The sequence below is a fragment of the Akkermansia muciniphila genome (assembly GCF_030848305.1).
GTDB classification, from domain to species: Bacteria; Verrucomicrobiota; Verrucomicrobiia; order Verrucomicrobiales; family Akkermansiaceae; genus Akkermansia; species Akkermansia muciniphila_A.
Genome location: NZ_CP114598.1, coordinates 2203563 through 2222673 on the forward strand (window position 1 = coordinate 2203563; position 19111 = coordinate 2222673).

A 19111-nucleotide genomic window follows, 5' to 3' on the forward strand; every position below is an offset into this window, starting at 1 on the left:
TTTCCCCGGCGGGCACGGATAAACGTTTTACCGTACTTTTACCGCTGGCGGATCCTATTCCAGTCTTCCGGCTCCAGAGCGCAGGGATCAGGGGCTACCCAGTGGCCCGGTTCTATTTCCACAGGGGTAAGGTCCGCGCCCACCGTCTCCGGATAGGAGGGGTGCTGGATGCGGTGGCCGAAAGCAGAACCGAGCGGAGGATTGATGGGGGAGGGAACGTCTCCCGGCAGGGGCTGGTGCTTGTTGGCCCTGGCAGGGTCCGGTTCCGGAATAGCGTCCAGAAGAGCCTTGGTGTAAGCGTGTTTGGGGGCTTGGTAGATGGTTTCCGCATCTGACATTTCCACGATTTTACCCAGATACATGACTGCCACGCGGTCGGAGATGTGTTTGACGACCGCCAGATCATGGGCAATGAACAGGTAAGAGAGCTTGCGTTCCTCCTGAAGCTCCAGCAGCAGGTTGAGAACCTGGGACTGGACGGATACGTCAAGGGCGGAAACAGGTTCGTCCAGAATAATGAGGCTGGGATTCAATGTCAGGGCGCGGGCGATGCCGATGCGCTGGCGTTGCCCGCCTGAGAATTCAAAGGGGAAGCGGTCAATAGCGCTGTCCGGCAATCCTACGCGGTCCAGCAGGCCGCGCACCCATTCCCGGCGCGCGGCGGGTGTGCCCATGCGGTGGATGACGAAGGGTTCCGCTACGATTTGACCGATGGACTGCCGCTGATTGAGGGATTCCGCAGGATCCTGGAAAACCATCTGGATGTGCGGGCGCAGAGGCCTCATTTTGCGCTGGGAAAGTCTGGCGATATTGTTGCCGTTGAACCGGATGGAGCCCCCGGTGGGTTTCAGCAGGCGGACAATGCTTTTGCCGATGGTGGATTTTCCGCAGCCGGATTCCCCCACCAGGCCCAGCGTTTCCCCCGGGTAAATATGGAAGGAAACGTCGTCCACAGCCTTGACCCATCCCGCTTGCCGCAGGAAGATTCCGGAGCGGACGGGAAAGTACATCTTCAAATTGTTTACTTGCAAGAGTGGTTCCGGCATGGCTGGGAGAAAAAAGAAGTTAAAGGTTAGTGCAGCGGGGGCAGGCTTCCACGAAGTGGTCCGGGGATATTTCCACGAGGGGAGGGCGTTCCGTAAGTTCTTCCGCGGGCACGCCCTGCCTTTGGCAGAAGCGGCATCCGGGAACGAAATCCGCAATGGAGGCCACCTGGCCGGGAATGGTGGGCAGTTTGGTTTTCCGCACGGAACTTAGCTGAGGGATGGAGGCCAGCAGTCCCTTGGTGTAAGCATGGCGAGGGTTGGCAAAAAGTTCCCGGACAGGGGCCTTTTCCACCACGCGGCCAGCGTACATGACGACTACGGAGTCACAGCTTTGTGCGATGACGCCCAGGTCATGTGTAATGAGGATGGAGGATGACCCCATTTCCGCCTGAAGATCCTTGAGTAGGGAGAGGATTTGAGCCTGAACGGTGACATCCAGGGCCGTGGTCGGTTCATCCGCAATGATGAGTTCCGGATGGCAGGCCAGGGCAATGGCTATGACGACGCGCTGGCGCATGCCGCCGGAGAGCTGATGAGGAAATTCGTCCACACGCTGTTCCGGAGCGGGGATGCGGACGCGCTGCAGGAGCTGGATGGCTGCATCCCGGGCTTCCCTGGTGTTCATTCCCCGGTGGAGCATCAGGGATTCCCCAATTTGCCTGCCGATGCTGTGTACGGGATTGAGCGCCGTCATTGGTTCCTGGAAAATGACGCCGATATGGCGGCCGCGGATGCCGTGCATGTCCGTCTCTTTTGCCTGAACCAGGTCGCGGCCCTTGAACAGAATTTGCCCGTCCAGAATTTTCCCCATGGGCTGGGGTAGCAGCCGGACGATGGACATGGCTGTAACGCTTTTTCCGCAGCCTGATTCCCCCACGATGCCTACGCAGGTGCCTTTGGGGACGGTGAAGCTGACGCCGTCCACCGCTTTCAACAGGCCGGATTCCGTTTCGAAGCCGGTGACCAGGTTCTTGATTTCCAACAGGGGATCGCTCATGTGTTATTTTTCCGTAGCAGAAGGTTCCAGAAGGGCGCCGTTTTCCGGGATGACAGGAACAGACGGCAGCCTGCCGCTGCCATTTTTGTTATCCAGGCTTTCAATGGAGTCCATGTAGCGGTACTGGTCATACACGGCATCCACTTCCTCGAATGTTTTTCCTTCCCGCTTGGCGTCCAGCGTCTCCTTTTTAATATCGTTATCCACCCAGTACAGATAACTTTCCATGGGGTCAAATACGACGGGGTGGCAGAATTGCGTAGTCGCGCTGTTCGGCCATTTGACCCAGCGCCAGTAGCCCAGCCTGATGAATTCCGTGGTCCAGCAGGGAACCCACAGGGCTTCGTCATCAATTTTCTGCTGCACTTTCCACGTGGCTTTTTGGAGTTCGTCTTCCGTGGCGGCATTTGTTTCTGCGTCCAGCAGCTTGTCCATTTCCTTGTCCGCGTAAGCGCAGATGTTGTTGGTATAGGTAAGAAGGCCTCCACGTTCGTCATAGGCGTACCGGGAGTGGAATCCCTGCTCGTTCATCGGATGGGGGGGAGTGAATCCCCATGCCATAAAGGAGGCCTGGGCGCGTTTTTCCATGATTTTGCGGAAAGCTACGGTGGAGTCCAGAGGGTCAAGCTGGATTTCCAGGCCGCACTTGCGCGCGTCTTCCTTCAGCTTGCCCAGGGTGGAAGCCAGGGAAGGAGACGAATTGGGGAAGGTGATGGCTGCGGTGAGCCGGGTGCCGTCCGGCTTGCGGAGGATGCCGTCCGGGCAGGGGATGGTGTAGCCCGCCTTGGCGAAATAAGCGCGGGCCTGTTCCGGGGAATAGGGGCGCGCCTTGATATAAGGGTTGGTGAATTTGCCGAAACCTGAATTGTAGGAATTGAGCCGCTGGTAGTCTCCGCGGAAGGTAATGTCAATAATGTTCTGGATATTAAGCGCGTGCTGGAACCCCCGGCGAACATGGAGGTCATTGAAGGGGGCCTTGGAGGTATTCAGAAAGACTCCGTAAGGAGGGCGGGGGTAAATGGTGTAAAATGTGCTGCGGTTGATGTAGCCGTTGTGAACCTCCGGTATTTCCATGCGTTCGTGCCACAGTTCCGGTTTGGTGATGTTCAAAACGTCCAGCTCTCCGATGCGGAAGAGTTCGATGGCCTTGGAAGGTTCCGCAATGAAGTTGTACACGATTTGATCCACATTATACATGTATTTCGTGAATTTTTTGTCCCTGGCCCACCAGTCCGCCACGCGTTGGAGCGTTACCTGACGGCCGCGGATGATGCCGTCCGGCTTGACAACGTAAGCGCCCGTGGTAGGCGGTACGCGCCACTGGTAGCGTTCCACGTAGTTGGGGCCGAACTCGCAGTAAAAGTGCGGAGGGGAAGGAATGAACAGCGTGCAGTAGTACGGGAGCAGAGGTTTGGCGAAGGGGAGCGTGATTGAAAAGCGGCTGTCGTCGTAAATGGTGATGTTGGAAGCGTTCTGGTAGAAAAAGTTGTTATAGAACACATCCCGACTGTATTCCGAAGTGCGGATGTACATGTTCACCAGGAGGTCGATGGCCTTTACCTTGGCTCCGTCCGTATAGCGGGCATCCGGATCCAGTTCAAAGTAAACAGTGCGCCTGTCTGGGGATTCCGCCCATTTATGAGCGATTCCCGGAATGATTTTTCCCGTAACCGGATGGATGGAAACGAGGCCGATGATGATTTCATCATACAGGGGGCCGCGGAAGCCGCTGTTGCTGTTCGGGCCGTTGGGCCGGAATGTGTCCGGATAGGAGCCGGGGGCCCACTGGCGCAGCACGCCTCCTTTTTTGGCATTCGGATCTCCTATCTCCGGATTGTCCAGTCCATCTTCCCATTTCAGGTCTTGGGGAATGTCCGCCGGGGTTTTGAATTTAATGTAGTCGCCTTCCGTCTGCCTGCGGTGAATGACGGACAGGGCTGCTTCATCCGCAATAAGTTTGCTTTGCAGTTTTTCCCTGACTTTAGAATCTTCCTCCTTGAAAAATTTGTCCCGGAGTTCCCGTATTTCCTTTTGCTTGGCGGCTTCCTCACGGGCCAGGCGGTCATTGATCTGTTTGTTCCATCGTTCCGGGAAGGAATCAAATCCCGGAGGGAGCGTGCCGAAAGGCACGTTTGGCTGCCAGCCTGCCCCCTGGGATTGGGAGGAATCCTTGCAACCGGCTCCGGCTGTCAGCAAAAGAGACAGCATCACGGAAGAAAGGATGGAGCGGAAGATGGTGGACAGCTTGAGCATAGGGAATGGCAAAACAGGAGTCTTTTATTTATAAGTAGTGAATTTTTTAGGGTCAAAGGCTTCGCGGACAGCCTCTCCGATAAAGGTGACGAGCAGGAGGGTAATCACCAGGGCGGAAAAGGCGGAGGTGACCACCCAGCTGGCAGAAAGATCCGCCAGTCCGTCATTGAGCAGGCGCCCCCAGCTGGCGTATGTGTCAGGAAGGCCGAAGCCCAGATAATCCAGGGAAGCCAGAGCCAAAATGAGGGCGGAAACGCTGAACGGAACCAGAGTGACCAGAATGGCGACCAGGTTGGGCAGGATATGGACGAAAAGAATACGGCTGGTGGAAGCCCCAAGCACGCGGGCCGCCGCTACGTAGTCGCGCGCTTTTTCCTTCATGGTGGAGGTTCTGAGCTGGTAGGTCATGGACATCCACCCGAACATGATGAGAAGGCTGATGATCAGGAACATGCCTTTCATGTGAAGGGGAACCATATCTGAAATAATCATGATGATGAAAAGGAAGGGAACCTGGGAGAAGATTTCAATGAGGCGCTGCATGCCGAGGTCAAACATGCCGCCGAAGTATCCCATCATCATTCCAAAGGTGATGCCGATAAAATATACGATAGGCAGGTAGAAGAGTGCGGCTTTCATATTTACCTGGAGGCCTCCGTACAGATAAGCCAGAATGTCCGCCCCCTGGGTATTGGTGCCAAGCAGGTGGCCCCCCTTGAGGGGCGGGGAGGGGTGGTAGAAGATACGGCTGATTTTATGTTCATCCGTCTGTTTCAGGAATTCTTCCTTGGTGCCGGGGCCGCTGTAATGTTCCGCCACAATGTTGTTGTTTTCATATGTGGCGCTGTACACCTCCGTTCTGTCTTCCAGCCAGCCGGTGGCCCGGTCCACTTTCTTTCCCTTGCGGAATTTGTAGCTGATGTGGGGAAGGGCTTCTTCATCCTTATGCAAACGGGAGGCCAAACCGGAATACGGCTTGCCGCCGGGCTCGCAGACGAGGCCGTCTTCATTCACCATCAAAGCTTCCGAACCGGGTTGGTGGAATCTCCCGTGGGATCGTATGGAACCAGAGGCATGATGACGAGGGAAGGTTTTCCTGGCTGGCCTGCCTGTTTTTTCAGTTCGCGGTAGTTGGCTTCCGCATCCGCAAAATCTCCGGTCTGGCCAAAGGTAGAACCCTTGTATACTTTGCGCATAATGGCCGGAAAGTACCAGGAGCCGTCCTGAACGACAAGGAGGGCACGCTTGCCTACCAGGCACTGGTCCATACAGGCCAATAGCGTCAATACAAGCAAAATGAGGAGGGATACGTAGCCGCGGGAGATGCTTTTAAAACGCTGGAGGCGGCGCTTGGTGATCGGCGTTGGATGGAACCTCCGGGGGCCTTTCAGCATGAGCCAGAAACCGAGGCCTCCCATGACCAGCACGCAAACCCAGCCGAACCACAGGAATTTCCCTTGAGGCGTCAGAAGGCCGCTGTTGTTTTGGTCCGTACAGACGATGTTGAGCATGCTCATTTCCCGCGAGACGGTGAAGGGCCAGCTTAACGTGGGCAGGAGCAGCCCGCACAGCTCTCCCGCGGCAGTAAGCACCGCCAGGATGACCAAAAGGTATGCCAGTTTTCTAACCATGTGTATTATTCAAATTTGATGCGCGGGTCTACCGCGGCCACGATGATATCGGAGAGAAGGTTGCCCAGCACCATCAGGAAGGAGGTAAGCAGCAACGTACCCATGATCAGGGCGTAATCCTTGTCCATCAGAGCCTGGTAACTCAGCATCCCGAACCCCTGGATATCGAAAACCTTTTCCACCAGCATGGAGCCGGCCACAATCAGACTGATGAGGTTGCCCAGAGTGGAAGCAATGGGTATAAAGGAGTTGCGGAAGGCATGCTTGATGACGGCCCCTCTGAAACTCACGCCCTTGGCCATGGCCGTCCTGATATAGTCCGCGGAAAGGTTATCCATCAGGTTGTTTTTCATCATCATGGTGGTGATGGCAAAGGAGCTGACTACATAGCAAATCAGGGGAAGCACCGTATGGTGCAGCAGGTCTCCGGCCTGTTGCCAGAACCCCATGTCCGCAAAGTCCGGAGACGTCAGCCCGCAGAGCGGAAACCATTCCAGCCGAGCGCCCAGATACACCACCAGTACGGCGCCCAAAGCAAATCCAGGCACGGAGTATCCCAGGAAAATCAGGACGGAAGAGATGTTGTCCACCAGGCTTTTATGGCGGATGGCCTTTACTACCCCAAGGGGAATGCAGACGGAATAAGTAATAATGGCGCTCAGGATGCCGAAGTACAGGGAAACGGGAATGCGTTCCTTGATCATGTCCCATACGGGTTCATTGTACTTAAACGAATTGCCCATAGTGCCCTGGAGCAGCCCGTCAAAACTGGTCTTGTACATAACGGCCCGCCACGCATAGCCCCGGGCCTTGTCGCGGACGGCCTCCGTATTATCCGTCTGCCTCATGCGGCGTGCCCAGCGTTCGGCGCGGTCCATGGGGGATTCTATATCCACGGTCCAGCCTTCTGAAGAGGCTTTCCGGGACGGCGTGCCGGAAAAGAAAGCATCTTTCACGCTGCCGGAATCCTTGTCCTGGCGAACGACGACGACTTGTTCTCCTGTTTCATTCAGGTTGATCCGTGTATGCGTATCGGAAATACCGGAATATTCATCCTCCTTGTCTTCCTCTCCCGCTCCGCCGATTTCCCCAAATTCCTCACGGGAAATGAAAATCTTTTTGGGCAGGACGCCCAGCCATTGCAGATAAGCCGTGATGATAGGCTCCTGCAGGCTGTACTGCTCTTCCAGCCGCTCCATATCCGCTTCACTCAGGTTATTGTCGCCGCGCTGGGAGCCGGCTTTCTGTCCGGACAGGGCGCTCATGCTTTGCTGCTGCATCATCTGCTCAATGGGACCTCCCGGAACAAAACGGGTTATGCAAAAGACGAGAAACGTAACCCCCAGGAGCGTCAAGGGCATGAGAAGGAGTCGTCTGATGATATAGGTCTTCATTCGTCGCGCTGAACTCTACCGGTTTGTGGAAGGTGAGGCAAGTAGCAATACAAATTTGTGAGCCTTTGCTAACATGAAGCATGGCCCTGTTCTTCTTAAGATGAAAGGGAAACAATAAAATACGGCAAATTCCCATTCATATTCCTGAATGGCCTTTCGAGAGGCGGGGAATATTACATTCCTTCTCCCAGCCGGCGCGCCAGCATGTCCGGAAGGCCGGCAGCCAGAATGCGTCTTTGGGCCTCCTCTACATCGTATTCCACGCGGCGCTGGTAGTACACCATGCTGTCTTCGTCAAAAACGCCGTAGGCGGCGCGGGGATCGCCGTCTCTGGGCTGGCCCACGGAACCCACATTAATCAGATATTTGTTAGTTTTAAGAAGCTGAATATCCCCGGATTCATATTCATGGATGCTTCCTTCATGGCGGATAAATGTGCGGGGAACGTGCGTGTGTCCGTTAAAGCACAGGAATTGATTGTCACGCAGCATATTGACGCTGTGGGTGGCCGTATCTACATTCGTGACATAAGCCCAGGAGTTGGGTTTGTCCTGTGTGGCGTGCACCAGAACGATTTCATTAGGGAGAATGCGCTGGAAAGGAGCGCGGCGAAGCCACTTTTTCTGTTCTTCGGAAAGTTGCTGCCGCGTCCACATCAGGGCATTGTACGCCACAGGGTTCATTCCCGCCGGATTGTTTTCTCTAATGGCTTCCTCATCATGATTGCCGCGCACGGTGGGAATCTGGAGGCTGCGGATGAATTCAAGGCATTCGGACGGATTAGCGTTATAGCCCACAACATCTCCCAGGCAGTAAACGGCGTTGCACTGAAGCTGTTCTATATCTTTCATTACTGCTTCCAGAGCGGGCAGATTGGCATGGATGTCACTAATCAGGGCTATTCTACTCATGGTATTGCAAGCAAAGAGCATAGCACTTTGGGCAGGTTTTGCCAAGCGCGTTTGCTCACAGGAAATCATGGTTGCGGCACAGGGTCCCGTCCCTCCCATGTACCCTTATTTGCGTCTGTTTACTTTACTCGCCTTTTGCCGGAGGCAAGGATTCCAGGGCTTCTCTCAGCCCGTCTACCGGATACTTCAGGGAATTGGACAGATGGCTGGTCATCAGGTCACGGGCGATCTCATCCGTAGGAAACAGTTCCCGGAAGGGAATGCGCTCCTTTTCCGGTATGTTCAGCCTGTTTTCCAGAACAAAAATATTACTCACCAGGCTGGGGGTCCTGTTGCGGGGATCCTTGAATAACTCCCGGCCCAGTTCCAGAGCTTCTCTGGATTTGGAAGGAACACGGACGAGCGCATAAAATTCTTTGCGGGCCGTAAGGGGAGGCGCTCCCAAATCCCGTGCCTTGCGGTAGGCTTCCGCCGCCTTTTCAAAGTCCGGCTGCCGGTAGGTATCGCTGTACATGTTGCCCAGCAGGGATTGAAGGTACCAGCTGTCAGGATTGGCGTTGATGCCTTTTTCCAGGAAGCGGCGCCCCTTTTGAATGTATTTGCGGAAGCCTTCCCGGCGTTCCATGGGAGAAAGACGTTTATTGTCCAGATAACTGGAGGAAGCGTTATTGCCCAAATGCCACGATCCGTTGTCCCAGTAGAAATCGGAGTGCGGAGCGAGAGCGGTAACCTGGTTGTAGCGGCGTTCCAGGTTGGCCCAGTCGGAAATCAGGAAACAGTCGAAAGCTTCCATGCTCAGCACGGCCGCTACCAGGGAGCGCAACCCTCCCAGGGAGACCATGGCGAGTTGTTGTTCCAGATAATCGGAAGAGGAAAACTCTGCCGGATTATCCAGCAGCCCCGCCGCCTTTTCCTGTTCCAGAATATGATTCTGCAAAGGCAGGCGGATCATGCCGAAGCCCAGCAGGGCAATGATGAAAATGACGATGGTCTTCAGCATGATTCGCAATTGGTTCGGGCTAATTCATGTTCAGGCGCTTGCGGATGGCCTTGTCCAGAAGTTCCCATTCCGGCACGGAGGCTCCGGCTTGCCGGGCCTTGGAGAGAGGGTCTCCCCAGATAGCCGTGTATTCAACGGGGCGGCCTTCGTTGTAGTCCACGGCGCTGGACGGAATGAAAGCCCCCATGGTTTCCGTACGGGAAAGGTGGAATTCAACCAAATCTTCCGGCAGGGCGTAGCCGCGGGCTTTGGCTGCCTGCACCACTTCCTCCATGATGCGGCGCGCCCGCATGACGTTTTCCGGGTTTTGGTAAAGTTCCGCAATGCTGATGCCTCCCAGAGCAAGGCAAAGTCCGTTAAACGGGATGTTCCAGACGAGTTTGTACCACTGGATTTGCTCTGCGGCGTCGAAGGCGCGCGTTTTGATGCCGGCATTGGCAAACAGCTCGGAGAGTTCCCTGGCTTTTTCAGTCCCTTCCGGAGTGGGGATGAAGGGGGCAAATTGGATATTGCCCCCTTCCAGATGGTTGACATGGCCCGGTTTTTCCCGCATGGCGCAGATGAAGCACAGGCCCACATAGATACGGTCCGCCGGGATGATGCGGGCAATTTCCTCCGCATTCCCCATGCCGTTCTGAAGTGTAACAACAGTCGTATCCGGTCCCATCAACGGGGGAAGGGCTCTGGAAAATCCGGCGTTTGCCGTGCTTTTCCATGCAACTACAACGAGGTCTACCGGACCGACTTCCTCCGTATCCCGGTAAACGTTGATGTGAGGCAGAGAGATGTCCCCATGCAGGCTTTTCACCTGAAGGCCGTGTTCTTTCAGATAGCCGTATTCCGAACGTACGATGAAGGATACGTCCTGGCCAGATTCCTGGAGCCTGGCTCCGTAATAGCAGCCCAGGGCTCCGGCTCCCAGAATGGCGATTTTCATGGCGTGCGGCGCGTTTGGTGATATTTTCAGAGTCCCTGGACGTTGCCCTTGTCGTCCAGATAGATGTGCATGGCGTTCGGTGAGACGGGAAGGGCGGGCATGCGCATGATTTCCCCGCAGAGGGCCACCAGGAAGCCGGCTCCGTTGGCGATTTCAAAGTCGCGCACGGTGATGGTGAAGCCGGTGGGGCGTCCTCGTAGGCGCCCGTTGTCGGAAAGCGAGTTCTGGGTTTTTGCCATGCAGACGGGAAGGTCCGTCAGGCGGCTGGCTTCAAACTGGGCCAGTTTCTTTTTGGCGGCAGCCGTCAATTCCACACCGTCCGCCCCGTAAATGTTGCGGGCAATGATGTTGAGTTTTTCTTCCACCGGCAGGGCGGATTCATAGAGAGGCTTGAAGGGAGCGGAGTGTTTGTCCGAAGCTTCCACTACCATTTGGGCCAGGTCTTTTCCTCCTTCTCCTCCCTGGGAGAAGATGTCCGCAATGGCGCAGGGAATACCGCGTTCCGCACAGTGTTTCACGATGGCGTCCAGTTCTTCCCGGGAGTCGTCAAAGAATTTGTTGACGGCAACCACGACGGGGCGTTTGTAGTGGGCGGCTGCGTCCAGATGTGCATCCAGGTTGGCAAGGCCTTTTTTCAACGCGTCCACGTCCGTGTTTTTCAGATCCGCCAGGGCAGTGCCCCCGTGCATCTTCAGCGCGCGCGCCGTAGCTACGATGACAATGGCCGCCGGATCCAGTCCGGACTGGCGGCATTTGATATCCAGGAATTTCTCTGCACCCAGGTCAAACGCGAATCCGGCTTCCGTGACGGCATAGTCCCCAAAATGCAGGGCCATCCTGGTGGCCAGCACGGAGTTGCAGCCGTGGGCAATGTTGGCAAACGGGCCGCCGTGCAGGAAACAGGGCACTCCTTCCACGGATTGAACCAGATTGGGCATCAGGGCGTCTTTCAGCAGGGCCATGACGGAACCGGTAATGCCCAGTTCCCTTGCGAACACGGGTTTGTCATCCGTGGTGAATCCGATCACGATGCGGTTGATGCGTTCCTCCATGTCCTTGTAGGAAGTGGCAAGGCACAGGCACGCCATGATTTCCGAAGCCGGGGTGATATCGAAGCCTGTTTCCCGGGGGAACCCCTGTTTGTTGAGCCCCACGATGATGGAACGCAGGGAACGGTCGTTCATGTCCATGACCCGCTTCCATATGACTTTGCGTTCGTCAATGTTCAGCGTGTGGAAGAACATGGCGTTGTCAATGATGGCGCTGATGAGGTTGTGGGCGGATGTGATGGCGTGGAAGTCCCCTGTGAAATGCATGTTGATTTCCTCTGCCGGCGTCAGGGAGCTTTTGCCGCCTCCGGTAGCTCCGCCCTTGCGGCCGAACACCGGCCCCATGGAAGGTTGCCGGAGCGCCAGGCAGACTTTTTTGCCGATGGCCTGCAATCCCTGCGCCAAGCCGATGGAAACGGTTGTTTTGCCTTCTCCGGAGGGAGTGGGAGTGATGGCGGATACCAGGATGAGTTTGCCGGGGGCTGCCGGCCTGTCCAATACGTCCAGAGAAATTTTGGCCTTGTTGCGGCCGAAGGGGATGACGTCTTTTTCATCGACGCCCAGCTTGTTGATACAGTCGGAGAATGCAGGTGTAGCCATGCGCACATGATGACGGAAGCCCCCTCTTTTGGCAAGAAGGTTCATGGGCATTCCGGGCCGGATGAATCAATGAGGCGGCAAGAACCGTCTTCTGCCTGTTCCACGGCTTTCCTTGGATGACCCGCGCAACTCCGGGAAAATATCCTGAAATGCCCGTGATGGCAGGTTGTGCTAAGACGGGGTAAGAATCAGGGGTGCGCTTTCTGTTTCCCTTCAGCCAGCACGGGACGGTAATGGCCCGTGATGGTGTGGGAGAACAGAAAGTCTTCTTCCTGCGTTCCGGAGCCGACATTATGAATGATCAGCGGCGTGCCTTCCTTCGTTTTCCGGTCGGAAACGATGCCAATGTGGGGAATACTATCGGACAGGTTCCATGTAACCAGGTCACCGGGCTTGTAGTGCGCCGCGTTTTCCGTAATGGGAACGGCCCAGCCTTTTCTGGCAAAGAAGGTACGAAGATTAGGGACCCGGCGGTGGTCAATGCTGCGGTCCGTCGTTTTCAACCCCCATATTTTAGGGTATTTGGAAAAGTGGGCCTTCATGTCCTCATGCACGGCTTTTTGAAGGTCCAGGCTGAAAGCCCTCATGGCGCGGATGACTACGTCCGTGCATACTCCCATTTCGAGGGGAACATCCCCGTTGGGGTAGGGGATGGATTGATAGTCTCCATTGTAGGAAACCGTCACTCCTACCTGTTCACGCGCCTTGGCGGCCAACGCGGCGTTGTCCGCCATCAGGCATGCGGAGCAGGAAAGAAACAGGAAGGAGAGAAGGGCTGCCGGTTTCATGGGGCAGACGGGGAGGAAAGAGATGGAAAATCAGACGAAGCTGGCAAAGCCGATGTCCGGCCGGCGTTGCATGCCGTCAAATTGAATCTTTTTAATTTCGTTGTGGGCGCGCTGGCGCGCTTCGGAGAGAGTGTCCCCCTGTGCCACGACGGCCAGGACGCGGCCTCCGTTGGTTTCATAACAGTTTTTGTCCGCATTCCATTTGGTGCCGGCGTGGTAAACGGAAGCATTTGAAATATCGTCCAGTCCCTGAATAGCGTCGCCGGAATGGGAGGTCTCCGGATATCCTTTGGAGGCCAGTACACAACAGACGCTCCAGCCGTTTTGGAAGGAAATTTCTTCCGGCGTAAATTCTCCCTTGGCCCCATGCAGGCAGAAGGAGGCCAAGTCTCCGGAGAGCAGGGGCATGACAGCCTGGCATTCCGGATCGCCGAAGCGGCAGTTGTATTCAATGACTTTGGGGCCGTTTGGGGTCAGCATCAGGCCGAAGTACAGGAACCCCCGGTAGGGCAGTCCGTCTTTTTTCAGCCCGGCTACCGTCGGGGCCACGATTTCCTTTTCAATGCGTTCCAGCATTTCCGGCTCCACCAGCCGGCGGGAGGCCACCGCTCCCATGCCGCCCGTGTTGGGACCCGCATCGCCTTCCTTGAGGCGCTTGTAGTCCCGTGCCGGGCAGAGAATAAGATAATGGTCGTCCACCAGAGCGCCGAAGATGGAGACTTCCGGCCCGGTAAGGAATTCTTCCACCAGCAGCCGCCCTTCACCAAAGCGCCTGTCCGTAAATACTTCTTTCAGGAAAGAGTCGGCTTCCTCCTTGCTCATGCAGACGGCTACGCCCTTTCCGGCGGCCAGGCCGTCAAATTTCAGCACGGTAGGATAGGTGTTTCCGATGAATTGCCGGGCTTCCTCCAATGTGGCCGCTACGCGGGCCTGCCCGGTAGGGATGTTGTGGCGGAGCAGAAAGTCCTTGGCAAATTCTTTGCTGGCTTCCAGCTGGGCGCTTTCTTTTACCGGTCCCCAGCAGGGGATGCCCGCACGGGTGCAGGCATTGGCCAGGCCTTCATCCTTGACCAGATAGCTTTCCTCCCCGGCAACGCAGAGATCCATTTTATTGGAAACCATCCAGTCGATCAGCGAGGGGAGATCCCTGGCCGGGATGGGGGTAGCCAGACGGTTGATGGCGTCACTCCCCGGGAAACAGAACATTTCCGGTGCGGAGGGAGATTCCTTGAGCGCCTTGACCAGTGCATGTTCTCGTCCACCTTTTCCAATAACGGCTATTTTCATACGCCGCCAGTATGCCGGGACGGACTGGTTTTGCCAAGCTGAAATGAACGGTGAGGCTTTTCCTTTTGTCCGGTTGTTCCCGTGCTTTTTCTCCATTGCCGGGAATGAGGCTGTATCCCTTTTTCCCTTCACAGCACGGCGTTGCCGTTTGTTCATGGGGAAGGTGATGATAAAAAAGACCGCCTGACCCGGAGGAAAGGCGGCCTGTAAAAAGAAAAGGAGGTATTTGCGTTTAGAACGGGATTTCGTCGTCCATGTCTCCAAAGTCGTTGGACGGTTGATTGGAGGAGGGCATGGGGGGCGGGTTGTAGTTCTGGGCCGGGCGGGATTGTCCGTAGTTATTGGAACGGGGAGCATTCTGGTACTGCTGGCGCGGTGCTCCGCCCATATCGCCGCCTTCACCGCCGCGTGGGAAGAGCTGGATGTTTTCTCCAATCACGCGCAGCTTGGTGCGTTTCTGCCCGGAGGCCTTGTCTTCCCAGGAATCCAGTTGCAGGCGTCCTTCCACAAAGACTCCGCGGCCCTTGCTGAGATAGTTGCCGGCGACTTCCGCCTGGCGGTTCCAAAGGGTAACGTCCACGAAAGTGGTTTCTTCCTGGCGTTCGCTGTTGTCGCCTGCGTAGTAACGGTTGATGGCAAGGCGAATGTCCGTAACGGCGGTTCCTTTGGGAGTGTAGCGCAGTTCGGGATCAGCGGTAAGGTTGCCCATTAAGAAGACTTTGTTGAGATTGGCCATATAAGATGGGTGTTAACGAGGTGTATGGTATATAAGATAAGGGCCTTGCCGTTTATGGCAAGGCATGTGTTTGGTCGCTAGCAAGTATGATCCTGCACATGGTTTTGTGCAATACTAAATTACGGAATCGTCCTTCATCATGTCTCCTTTCTACATTGCATTCGTCATGGAACCGTGAAAACTTTACCTCCATGAGTTTCAGGCAACGGCGGCGAAACGGACTGTTCCGGGTTTCCTGGAGCACATGCCTGTTGCTGTCTGTGCTGGCGCACCTGTTTTTGCTGGCGGGGAGCTGTCTGGTTCCTGAAGAATGGCTGGCTTCCCCACGTCCGGCTGAAGCGGAGCGGAGGAAAGTGGCTGTAAGCGCGCGCATGGTAAAGAAAGTGGAACCTCAACTGGAGGGCCGGAAACAAGAGCCAGCGGAATATCTGCCCGCTGTCGTGAAGACCAATGAGGAGCAGGAAAGCGCCACCAGGCCGGAAGCTCCCAAATTCCAAAGCGACAGAAACACGCGGGCGGAAGGCGGCCGGAAGGATCCGGACGGCGACAGGGACATGCCCGCCCAGGATGGCGTGGAACGGGAAAACGGAGAGATTGTCCTTTTTAACCAGGAAAGGCAGGAAGGGGATTTAAGCCATGAATGGGACGGCAACAAAAATGCCTCCCCCGGAGCTTCCTCCAATGTTCCCTACCAGCCTCTGGAACCGTCCATGCCGTCTGCCGGGCATCCCGATTCCCTGGCCCGTTCTACCGTCAAAAAGGGTATTCCTGGCAAATCGGAAGAGGAAAAAACGGCCCAGCAAAACGTCCGTCATACACAGGAGAGGGCCATGCAGCTTCCCCATGCGGTAGTGTTGCCCAGACCCGGAGATTCGGAGAAGCCGGACCCGCTTGAAGAACTGGCCAGGAGCATCGCGAAAGGAGCGGACAATCCTCCCCTGAATCTTCCTGATCTGGGTTTGGTGCCCAATACGAAACCGGTTCAGAAACAGCCCCTGTATGATCCCATGTTTAATGCGGAAAGCCAGCCCGGCTTCAAGACTCATGAGAGGAAGACCAGGCAGACCGGCAAATTCAGCTTTGGCCGCCGTCCGACATTGGATGTGGAAGCTACGCCTATGGGAACGTACCAGGCGATCGTTTACCGGGCCATCGGGGAACAGTGGTACCGTCAGTGCGATTTGAACCGCGACCTGATTGTTACCGGAACCGTGCGCATCCGCATCCTGATTAACAAGAATGGCAAGGTTTCCTCCATGAGGCAGACTTCCCGCGTGGGAGCCAGCGAGGTGCAGAAGTCCTTTACCTTTCTTGCCATCAAACTCGCCAGGCTTCCTGCGATGCCCCCGGAGGTCAGGAATATGCTTGTGGGGGATTCTTTGGAAATGTATTTCGATTTCAATTTTTAACAACCTACCATTCTACAACAAATACCATTCACAGATATATGATGATGAACTTGATTAAGGACTGCATTACATTCTTCCAGGCAGGCGGCGTTTTCATGTACCCGCTGGCGGCCTGTTCCGTTCTTCTTATTGCGGCCGTTATTTACCGCATGTTCAATATGAAGAAGAGTTTTATTTGCCCTGCCGCGCTGACCAGGGCCGTGGAGCAATACACCCGCGGTGCCGTGGAGCGCAATGAATTGGAGAGAATTGCCGCGGACTCGGATTCCGTGGAGGGCCGCCTGGTGCTGGATGCGTTGAATTCCCCGCTGGAGGATGAAGCCTCCCTGAAGGAGATGATCCAGGTGAAAGCCCGCAAGGAATTCGTAACGCTTCAGGCGGGCCTGCCCCTGCTGGACATGATTGTGATGATCGCCCCCATGTTCGGCATCCTGGGAACCGCCAGCGGCCTGGTGCAGATTTTCAGCGTTTTCGGAATGGATGATAGTCACGGCATGATCGCTCAGGGGATTGCCCAGGCGCTGAATACAACGATTGCCGGGCTCGCCATCGCTACTCCGGCCGTGATTGCCCATGTTTATTATTCCCGCAAGTTGGAGCGCATTTCCGCCTCCATGGAAGTTTTGCTGACGGGACTGGTTTCCTTCCGCTGCCATCATTCCCAACGCTGACAAGGCCATGCAGTTTTACCGCAAGAAAGCAAGGAGCATGGGGGTACCCATCGTCCCCATGATTGACATATTGACCATTCTGCTGATTTTTTTCATTGTCCATACGCAGTGGAAGAAGCCGCAGTCCCTGCTTAAAATAGATGTACCCGGTGCGGAATTCATGGAAGGGGAGACTTCTTCCGAACAGAGGGCCGTTCTGGCCGTGACGGGGACATCCGCCATTTCCCTGAATGGAAGGCTGGTGGAGATGAATGAACTGGCTGCTGTCCTGGAGGCCTTGAAAAAGGAAAATCCGGGCGTCAAATTGCAACTTGACGTGGATAAAAAAGCAGAGTTCGGCGTCATTGTCGGCATTTGGGATGCGCTGACGTCTGTGGGTATTGACGCAGGGGAGGTTCCTGCCAGAATAGAAATCAACAAGTCCGGCGCACGGTAAGCGCCTTAACAATATATTATCCCCCCTCCCGATGTTATTGGAAATAGCGCAGTATGGAAATCCGGTATTGAAGGAAAAATGCCGCCCCGTAGAACATTTTGACGACAGCCTGAAAACGCTGGCGGAGAACATGCTGGAAACCATGTACGCCGCAGAGGGCATCGGCCTGGCAGCTCCCCAGGTGAGCATTCCCATGCAACTGGTGGTGATTGATATCCCGAAGGAGGAAGAGTCCGTCACCTGGCTTAAAGTGAACGGAGAGGACAAGGAACTTTCCGACATTATGCCCTTGATGTTTACCAATCCCGTTCTGGAACCTTACGGCCCCATGCATCCTTTTCATGAAGGCTGCCTGAGCGTGATGAAGATACGCGCTTCCGTCGTGAGGCCGGACTTTGTCAAGGCTACGGTGCTTCTGATTGACGGAAGAGAAATAACGATTGACTGCAACGGCCTTCTGGCCAGATGCCTGCAGCATGAATGCGACCATTTGAACGGCATCCTTTTTGTGGAGCGCGTTTCTTCCGCACAGAAGATTACCCTGCGCAACAAATTGAAGCGTCTGGCGTTGGGATATTAAACTTCCCGTGAAGCTCCTCAGGCCTTTATGGCATCCAAAAGAGGCGGGCAGGGAAGACCGCATTCCGGAACCACACAATTTTTGCAACCGGGAATCATCCTATGATGTTTCCGGCAAACAGGCTGCAATCCACCCGGATTTTCAGTATTCGGAAAAAAGAGGTCAGGACGCTTTTTCCGAATTTGACTGAACCGTTTTCCCGGATTCCCTTTTGACGCGTATTTGCAGATCCGCCAAGGCGTTCATGTAGTAAATGTATGCGTCAAAGGCGGATGCATACGGCGTGAAGGAATTTTCCTTCTGCATGTAGTGGAAGTGGTCCGCACTTTGAAGTTTGCGCCAAACGTGGGTGAGATCCTTGTCATGGGCCGCCTTGACCGGTTTTTCCAGACGGTAGATTTTGCGGAGGGCTTCATCCTGCATGACGTTTCCGTTCCAATGGGACATGGTTCCAAAAGTGGAGCAGGTCATTTCCTGGGTGCATTCACAGACGGAAACGGGTTTGATTTCCCGCGCCACTTCGGACGGAGTCATGAACCGGTTGCCGGCGTCTACGCAGGCAAGAATCATCGTCCGCCAGAATTCGAAGACGCCTGTAGCGTCAGACTGGCGTTCACCCAGCGTTTCATAATCCATGGACAGGGTAGTGACGCTTCCCTGCTGGTGCGTCAGCCAATCCGCGAACGTAGTGGGGGAAAGAGGGTATTCCGACCATTCCGGATCAGTCCGCATGATTGCCAGGTCATTGGAGAGTTCCCGGTTGCGGAAGATGGTGGTGGTGTTATACACCCAGGGGGCCAGGAAGACTTCATTGCTGGTGAATCCCTTGAGCATGGCCGGGTTGCCGTCCGCCATGATGCCCTTGAAGCCGAGCGTTTCCGCCTGTGCCGCAATGGCATTGGAGTACAGCATGCCGGTATTCATCAGGACGTCCGATTCCTGATGGAAGAGTTTTTTGAGGAGTTCCCGGTGTTCTTCAATCTGTTCGGCAAATTCCTGAGGAGAGTAAACAGAGGCCAGGGAGTTGTAGTAAGGCATTGCCAGAAAGTCCACGCATCCGGTTTCCGCCAGATCCTTGAAAGCGGCAATCAGATCCGGCCTGTGGTACAGGGCCTGTTCCAGAATGACTCCGCTGAGCGCCAGCCCAAAACGGAATTTACCCCCGGTTAGTTCAATAAGCTGTTTCATCAGCCGGGTTGCCGGGAAGTAACAGCGTTCCGCCACTGTGCTGAGCACGCGGGCATTCAGATCATCATCTTCATAAAAGGCGTGTTCTCCAATTTTGAAGAAGTCATAATGAATCAGCCGGTTAGGCTGATGAGCCACGAAAGTGAGGGAAATGTTGCTCATGGACGGAGGGGGGAGAGGGCTGAGAGTTATTAAATA

18 protein-coding genes are annotated in these 19111 nt (G+C 55.4%); 4 read left to right on the forward strand and 14 right to left on the reverse strand.

Annotated features, from left to right (window positions below; translation table 11 throughout):
• Positions 1-38: 38 nt before the first annotated feature.
• From O4G22_RS09630 to O4G22_RS09690, 13 genes are all read right to left on the reverse strand, one after another.
• Positions 39-1046, reverse strand: a complete 1008-nt coding sequence (locus O4G22_RS09630; RefSeq protein WP_306701649.1) for an ABC transporter ATP-binding protein — start codon at positions 1044-1046, stop codon at positions 39-41.
• Positions 1047-1065: 19 nt separating this feature from the next.
• The gene (locus O4G22_RS09635; RefSeq protein WP_306701650.1) at positions 1066-2043 is read right to left on the reverse strand and encodes an ABC transporter ATP-binding protein; all 978 of its coding nucleotides are present in this window, start codon (positions 2041-2043) and stop codon (positions 1066-1068) included.
• 3 nt (positions 2044-2046) lie between these two features.
• Positions 2047-4296 carry an extracellular solute-binding protein gene (locus O4G22_RS09640; RefSeq protein WP_306701651.1) on the reverse strand — a complete coding sequence of 750 codons (2250 nt, stop codon included), beginning with the start codon at positions 4294-4296 and terminating at the stop codon, positions 2047-2049.
• A gap of 24 nt (positions 4297-4320) precedes the next feature.
• On the reverse strand, positions 4321-5313 hold the full coding sequence (locus O4G22_RS09645) for an ABC transporter permease subunit (protein ID WP_306713980.1): 993 nt from the start codon (positions 5311-5313) through the stop codon (positions 4321-4323).
• The gene (locus O4G22_RS09650; protein ID WP_306713878.1) at positions 5313-5927 is read right to left on the reverse strand and encodes a hypothetical protein; all 615 of its coding nucleotides are present in this window, start codon (positions 5925-5927) and stop codon (positions 5313-5315) included. The genes O4G22_RS09645 and O4G22_RS09650 overlap by 1 nt, the downstream gene beginning before the upstream one ends.
• A 5-nt stretch (positions 5928-5932) precedes the next feature.
• Positions 5933-7321 (reverse strand): ABC transporter permease, encoded by a 1389-nt coding sequence (locus tag O4G22_RS09655; RefSeq protein WP_306701653.1) that lies wholly within the window; start codon positions 7319-7321, stop codon positions 5933-5935.
• A gap of 173 nt (positions 7322-7494) precedes the next feature.
• On the reverse strand, positions 7495-8232 hold the full coding sequence (locus O4G22_RS09660; protein WP_094137133.1) for a metallophosphoesterase family protein: 738 nt from the start codon (positions 8230-8232) through the stop codon (positions 7495-7497).
• A 124-nt stretch (positions 8233-8356) separates the two neighbouring features.
• On the reverse strand, positions 8357-9232 hold the full coding sequence (locus O4G22_RS09665; RefSeq protein ID WP_306701654.1) for a hypothetical protein: 876 nt from the start codon (positions 9230-9232) through the stop codon (positions 8357-8359).
• Positions 9233-9251: 19 nt separating this feature from the next.
• Positions 9252-10169 (reverse strand): 2-dehydropantoate 2-reductase, encoded by a 918-nt coding sequence (locus O4G22_RS09670; protein ID WP_102735849.1) that lies wholly within the window; start codon positions 10167-10169, stop codon positions 9252-9254.
• Between the two features lie 26 nt (positions 10170-10195).
• Complete coding sequence (locus tag O4G22_RS09675; RefSeq protein ID WP_306701655.1) at positions 10196-11818, reverse strand: formate--tetrahydrofolate ligase; 1623 nt, start codon at positions 11816-11818, stop codon at positions 10196-10198.
• A 188-nt stretch (positions 11819-12006) separates the two neighbouring features.
• Entirely contained in the window at positions 12007-12606 is a 600-nt protein-coding gene (locus O4G22_RS09680; protein ID WP_306701656.1) for a DUF1287 domain-containing protein, read from the reverse strand.
• A 30-nt stretch (positions 12607-12636) separates the two neighbouring features.
• The gene (purD, locus tag O4G22_RS09685) at positions 12637-13893 is read right to left on the reverse strand and encodes a phosphoribosylamine--glycine ligase (protein ID WP_094137130.1); all 1257 of its coding nucleotides are present in this window, start codon (positions 13891-13893) and stop codon (positions 12637-12639) included.
• A 232-nt stretch (positions 13894-14125) separates the two neighbouring features.
• On the reverse strand, positions 14126-14629 hold the full coding sequence (locus O4G22_RS09690; RefSeq protein ID WP_290488718.1) for a single-stranded DNA-binding protein: 504 nt from the start codon (positions 14627-14629) through the stop codon (positions 14126-14128).
• A 191-nt stretch (positions 14630-14820) separates the two neighbouring features.
• On the opposite strand from O4G22_RS09690, the gene O4G22_RS09695 reads away from it, so the two are divergent.
• Genes O4G22_RS09695 through def form a run of 4 tightly spaced genes read left to right on the forward strand, consistent with a single transcriptional unit; the run spans position 14821 to position 17725 of the window.
• The gene (locus O4G22_RS09695; protein ID WP_306701657.1) at positions 14821-16038 is read left to right on the forward strand and encodes a hypothetical protein; all 1218 of its coding nucleotides are present in this window, start codon (positions 14821-14823) and stop codon (positions 16036-16038) included.
• A gap of 38 nt (positions 16039-16076) precedes the next feature.
• A complete protein-coding gene (locus tag O4G22_RS09700; RefSeq protein WP_094137089.1) occupies positions 16077-16709 on the forward strand; it encodes a MotA/TolQ/ExbB proton channel family protein in 633 nt (210 codons plus the stop codon).
• Positions 16710-16716: 7 nt separating this feature from the next.
• Positions 16717-17145 carry an ExbD/TolR family protein gene (locus O4G22_RS09705; protein WP_306701658.1) on the forward strand — a complete coding sequence of 143 codons (429 nt, stop codon included), beginning with the start codon at positions 16717-16719 and terminating at the stop codon, positions 17143-17145.
• A 31-nt stretch (positions 17146-17176) separates the two neighbouring features.
• Positions 17177-17725, forward strand: a complete 549-nt coding sequence (gene def / locus O4G22_RS09710; protein ID WP_094137087.1) for a peptide deformylase — start codon at positions 17177-17179, stop codon at positions 17723-17725.
• A gap of 162 nt (positions 17726-17887) precedes the next feature.
• Here the strand turns inward: def and O4G22_RS09715 are convergent, their stop codons facing one another.
• On the reverse strand, positions 17888-19075 hold the full coding sequence (locus O4G22_RS09715; RefSeq protein ID WP_094137085.1) for a glycoside hydrolase family 57 protein: 1188 nt from the start codon (positions 19073-19075) through the stop codon (positions 17888-17890).
• Positions 19076-19111 lie beyond the last annotated feature (36 nt).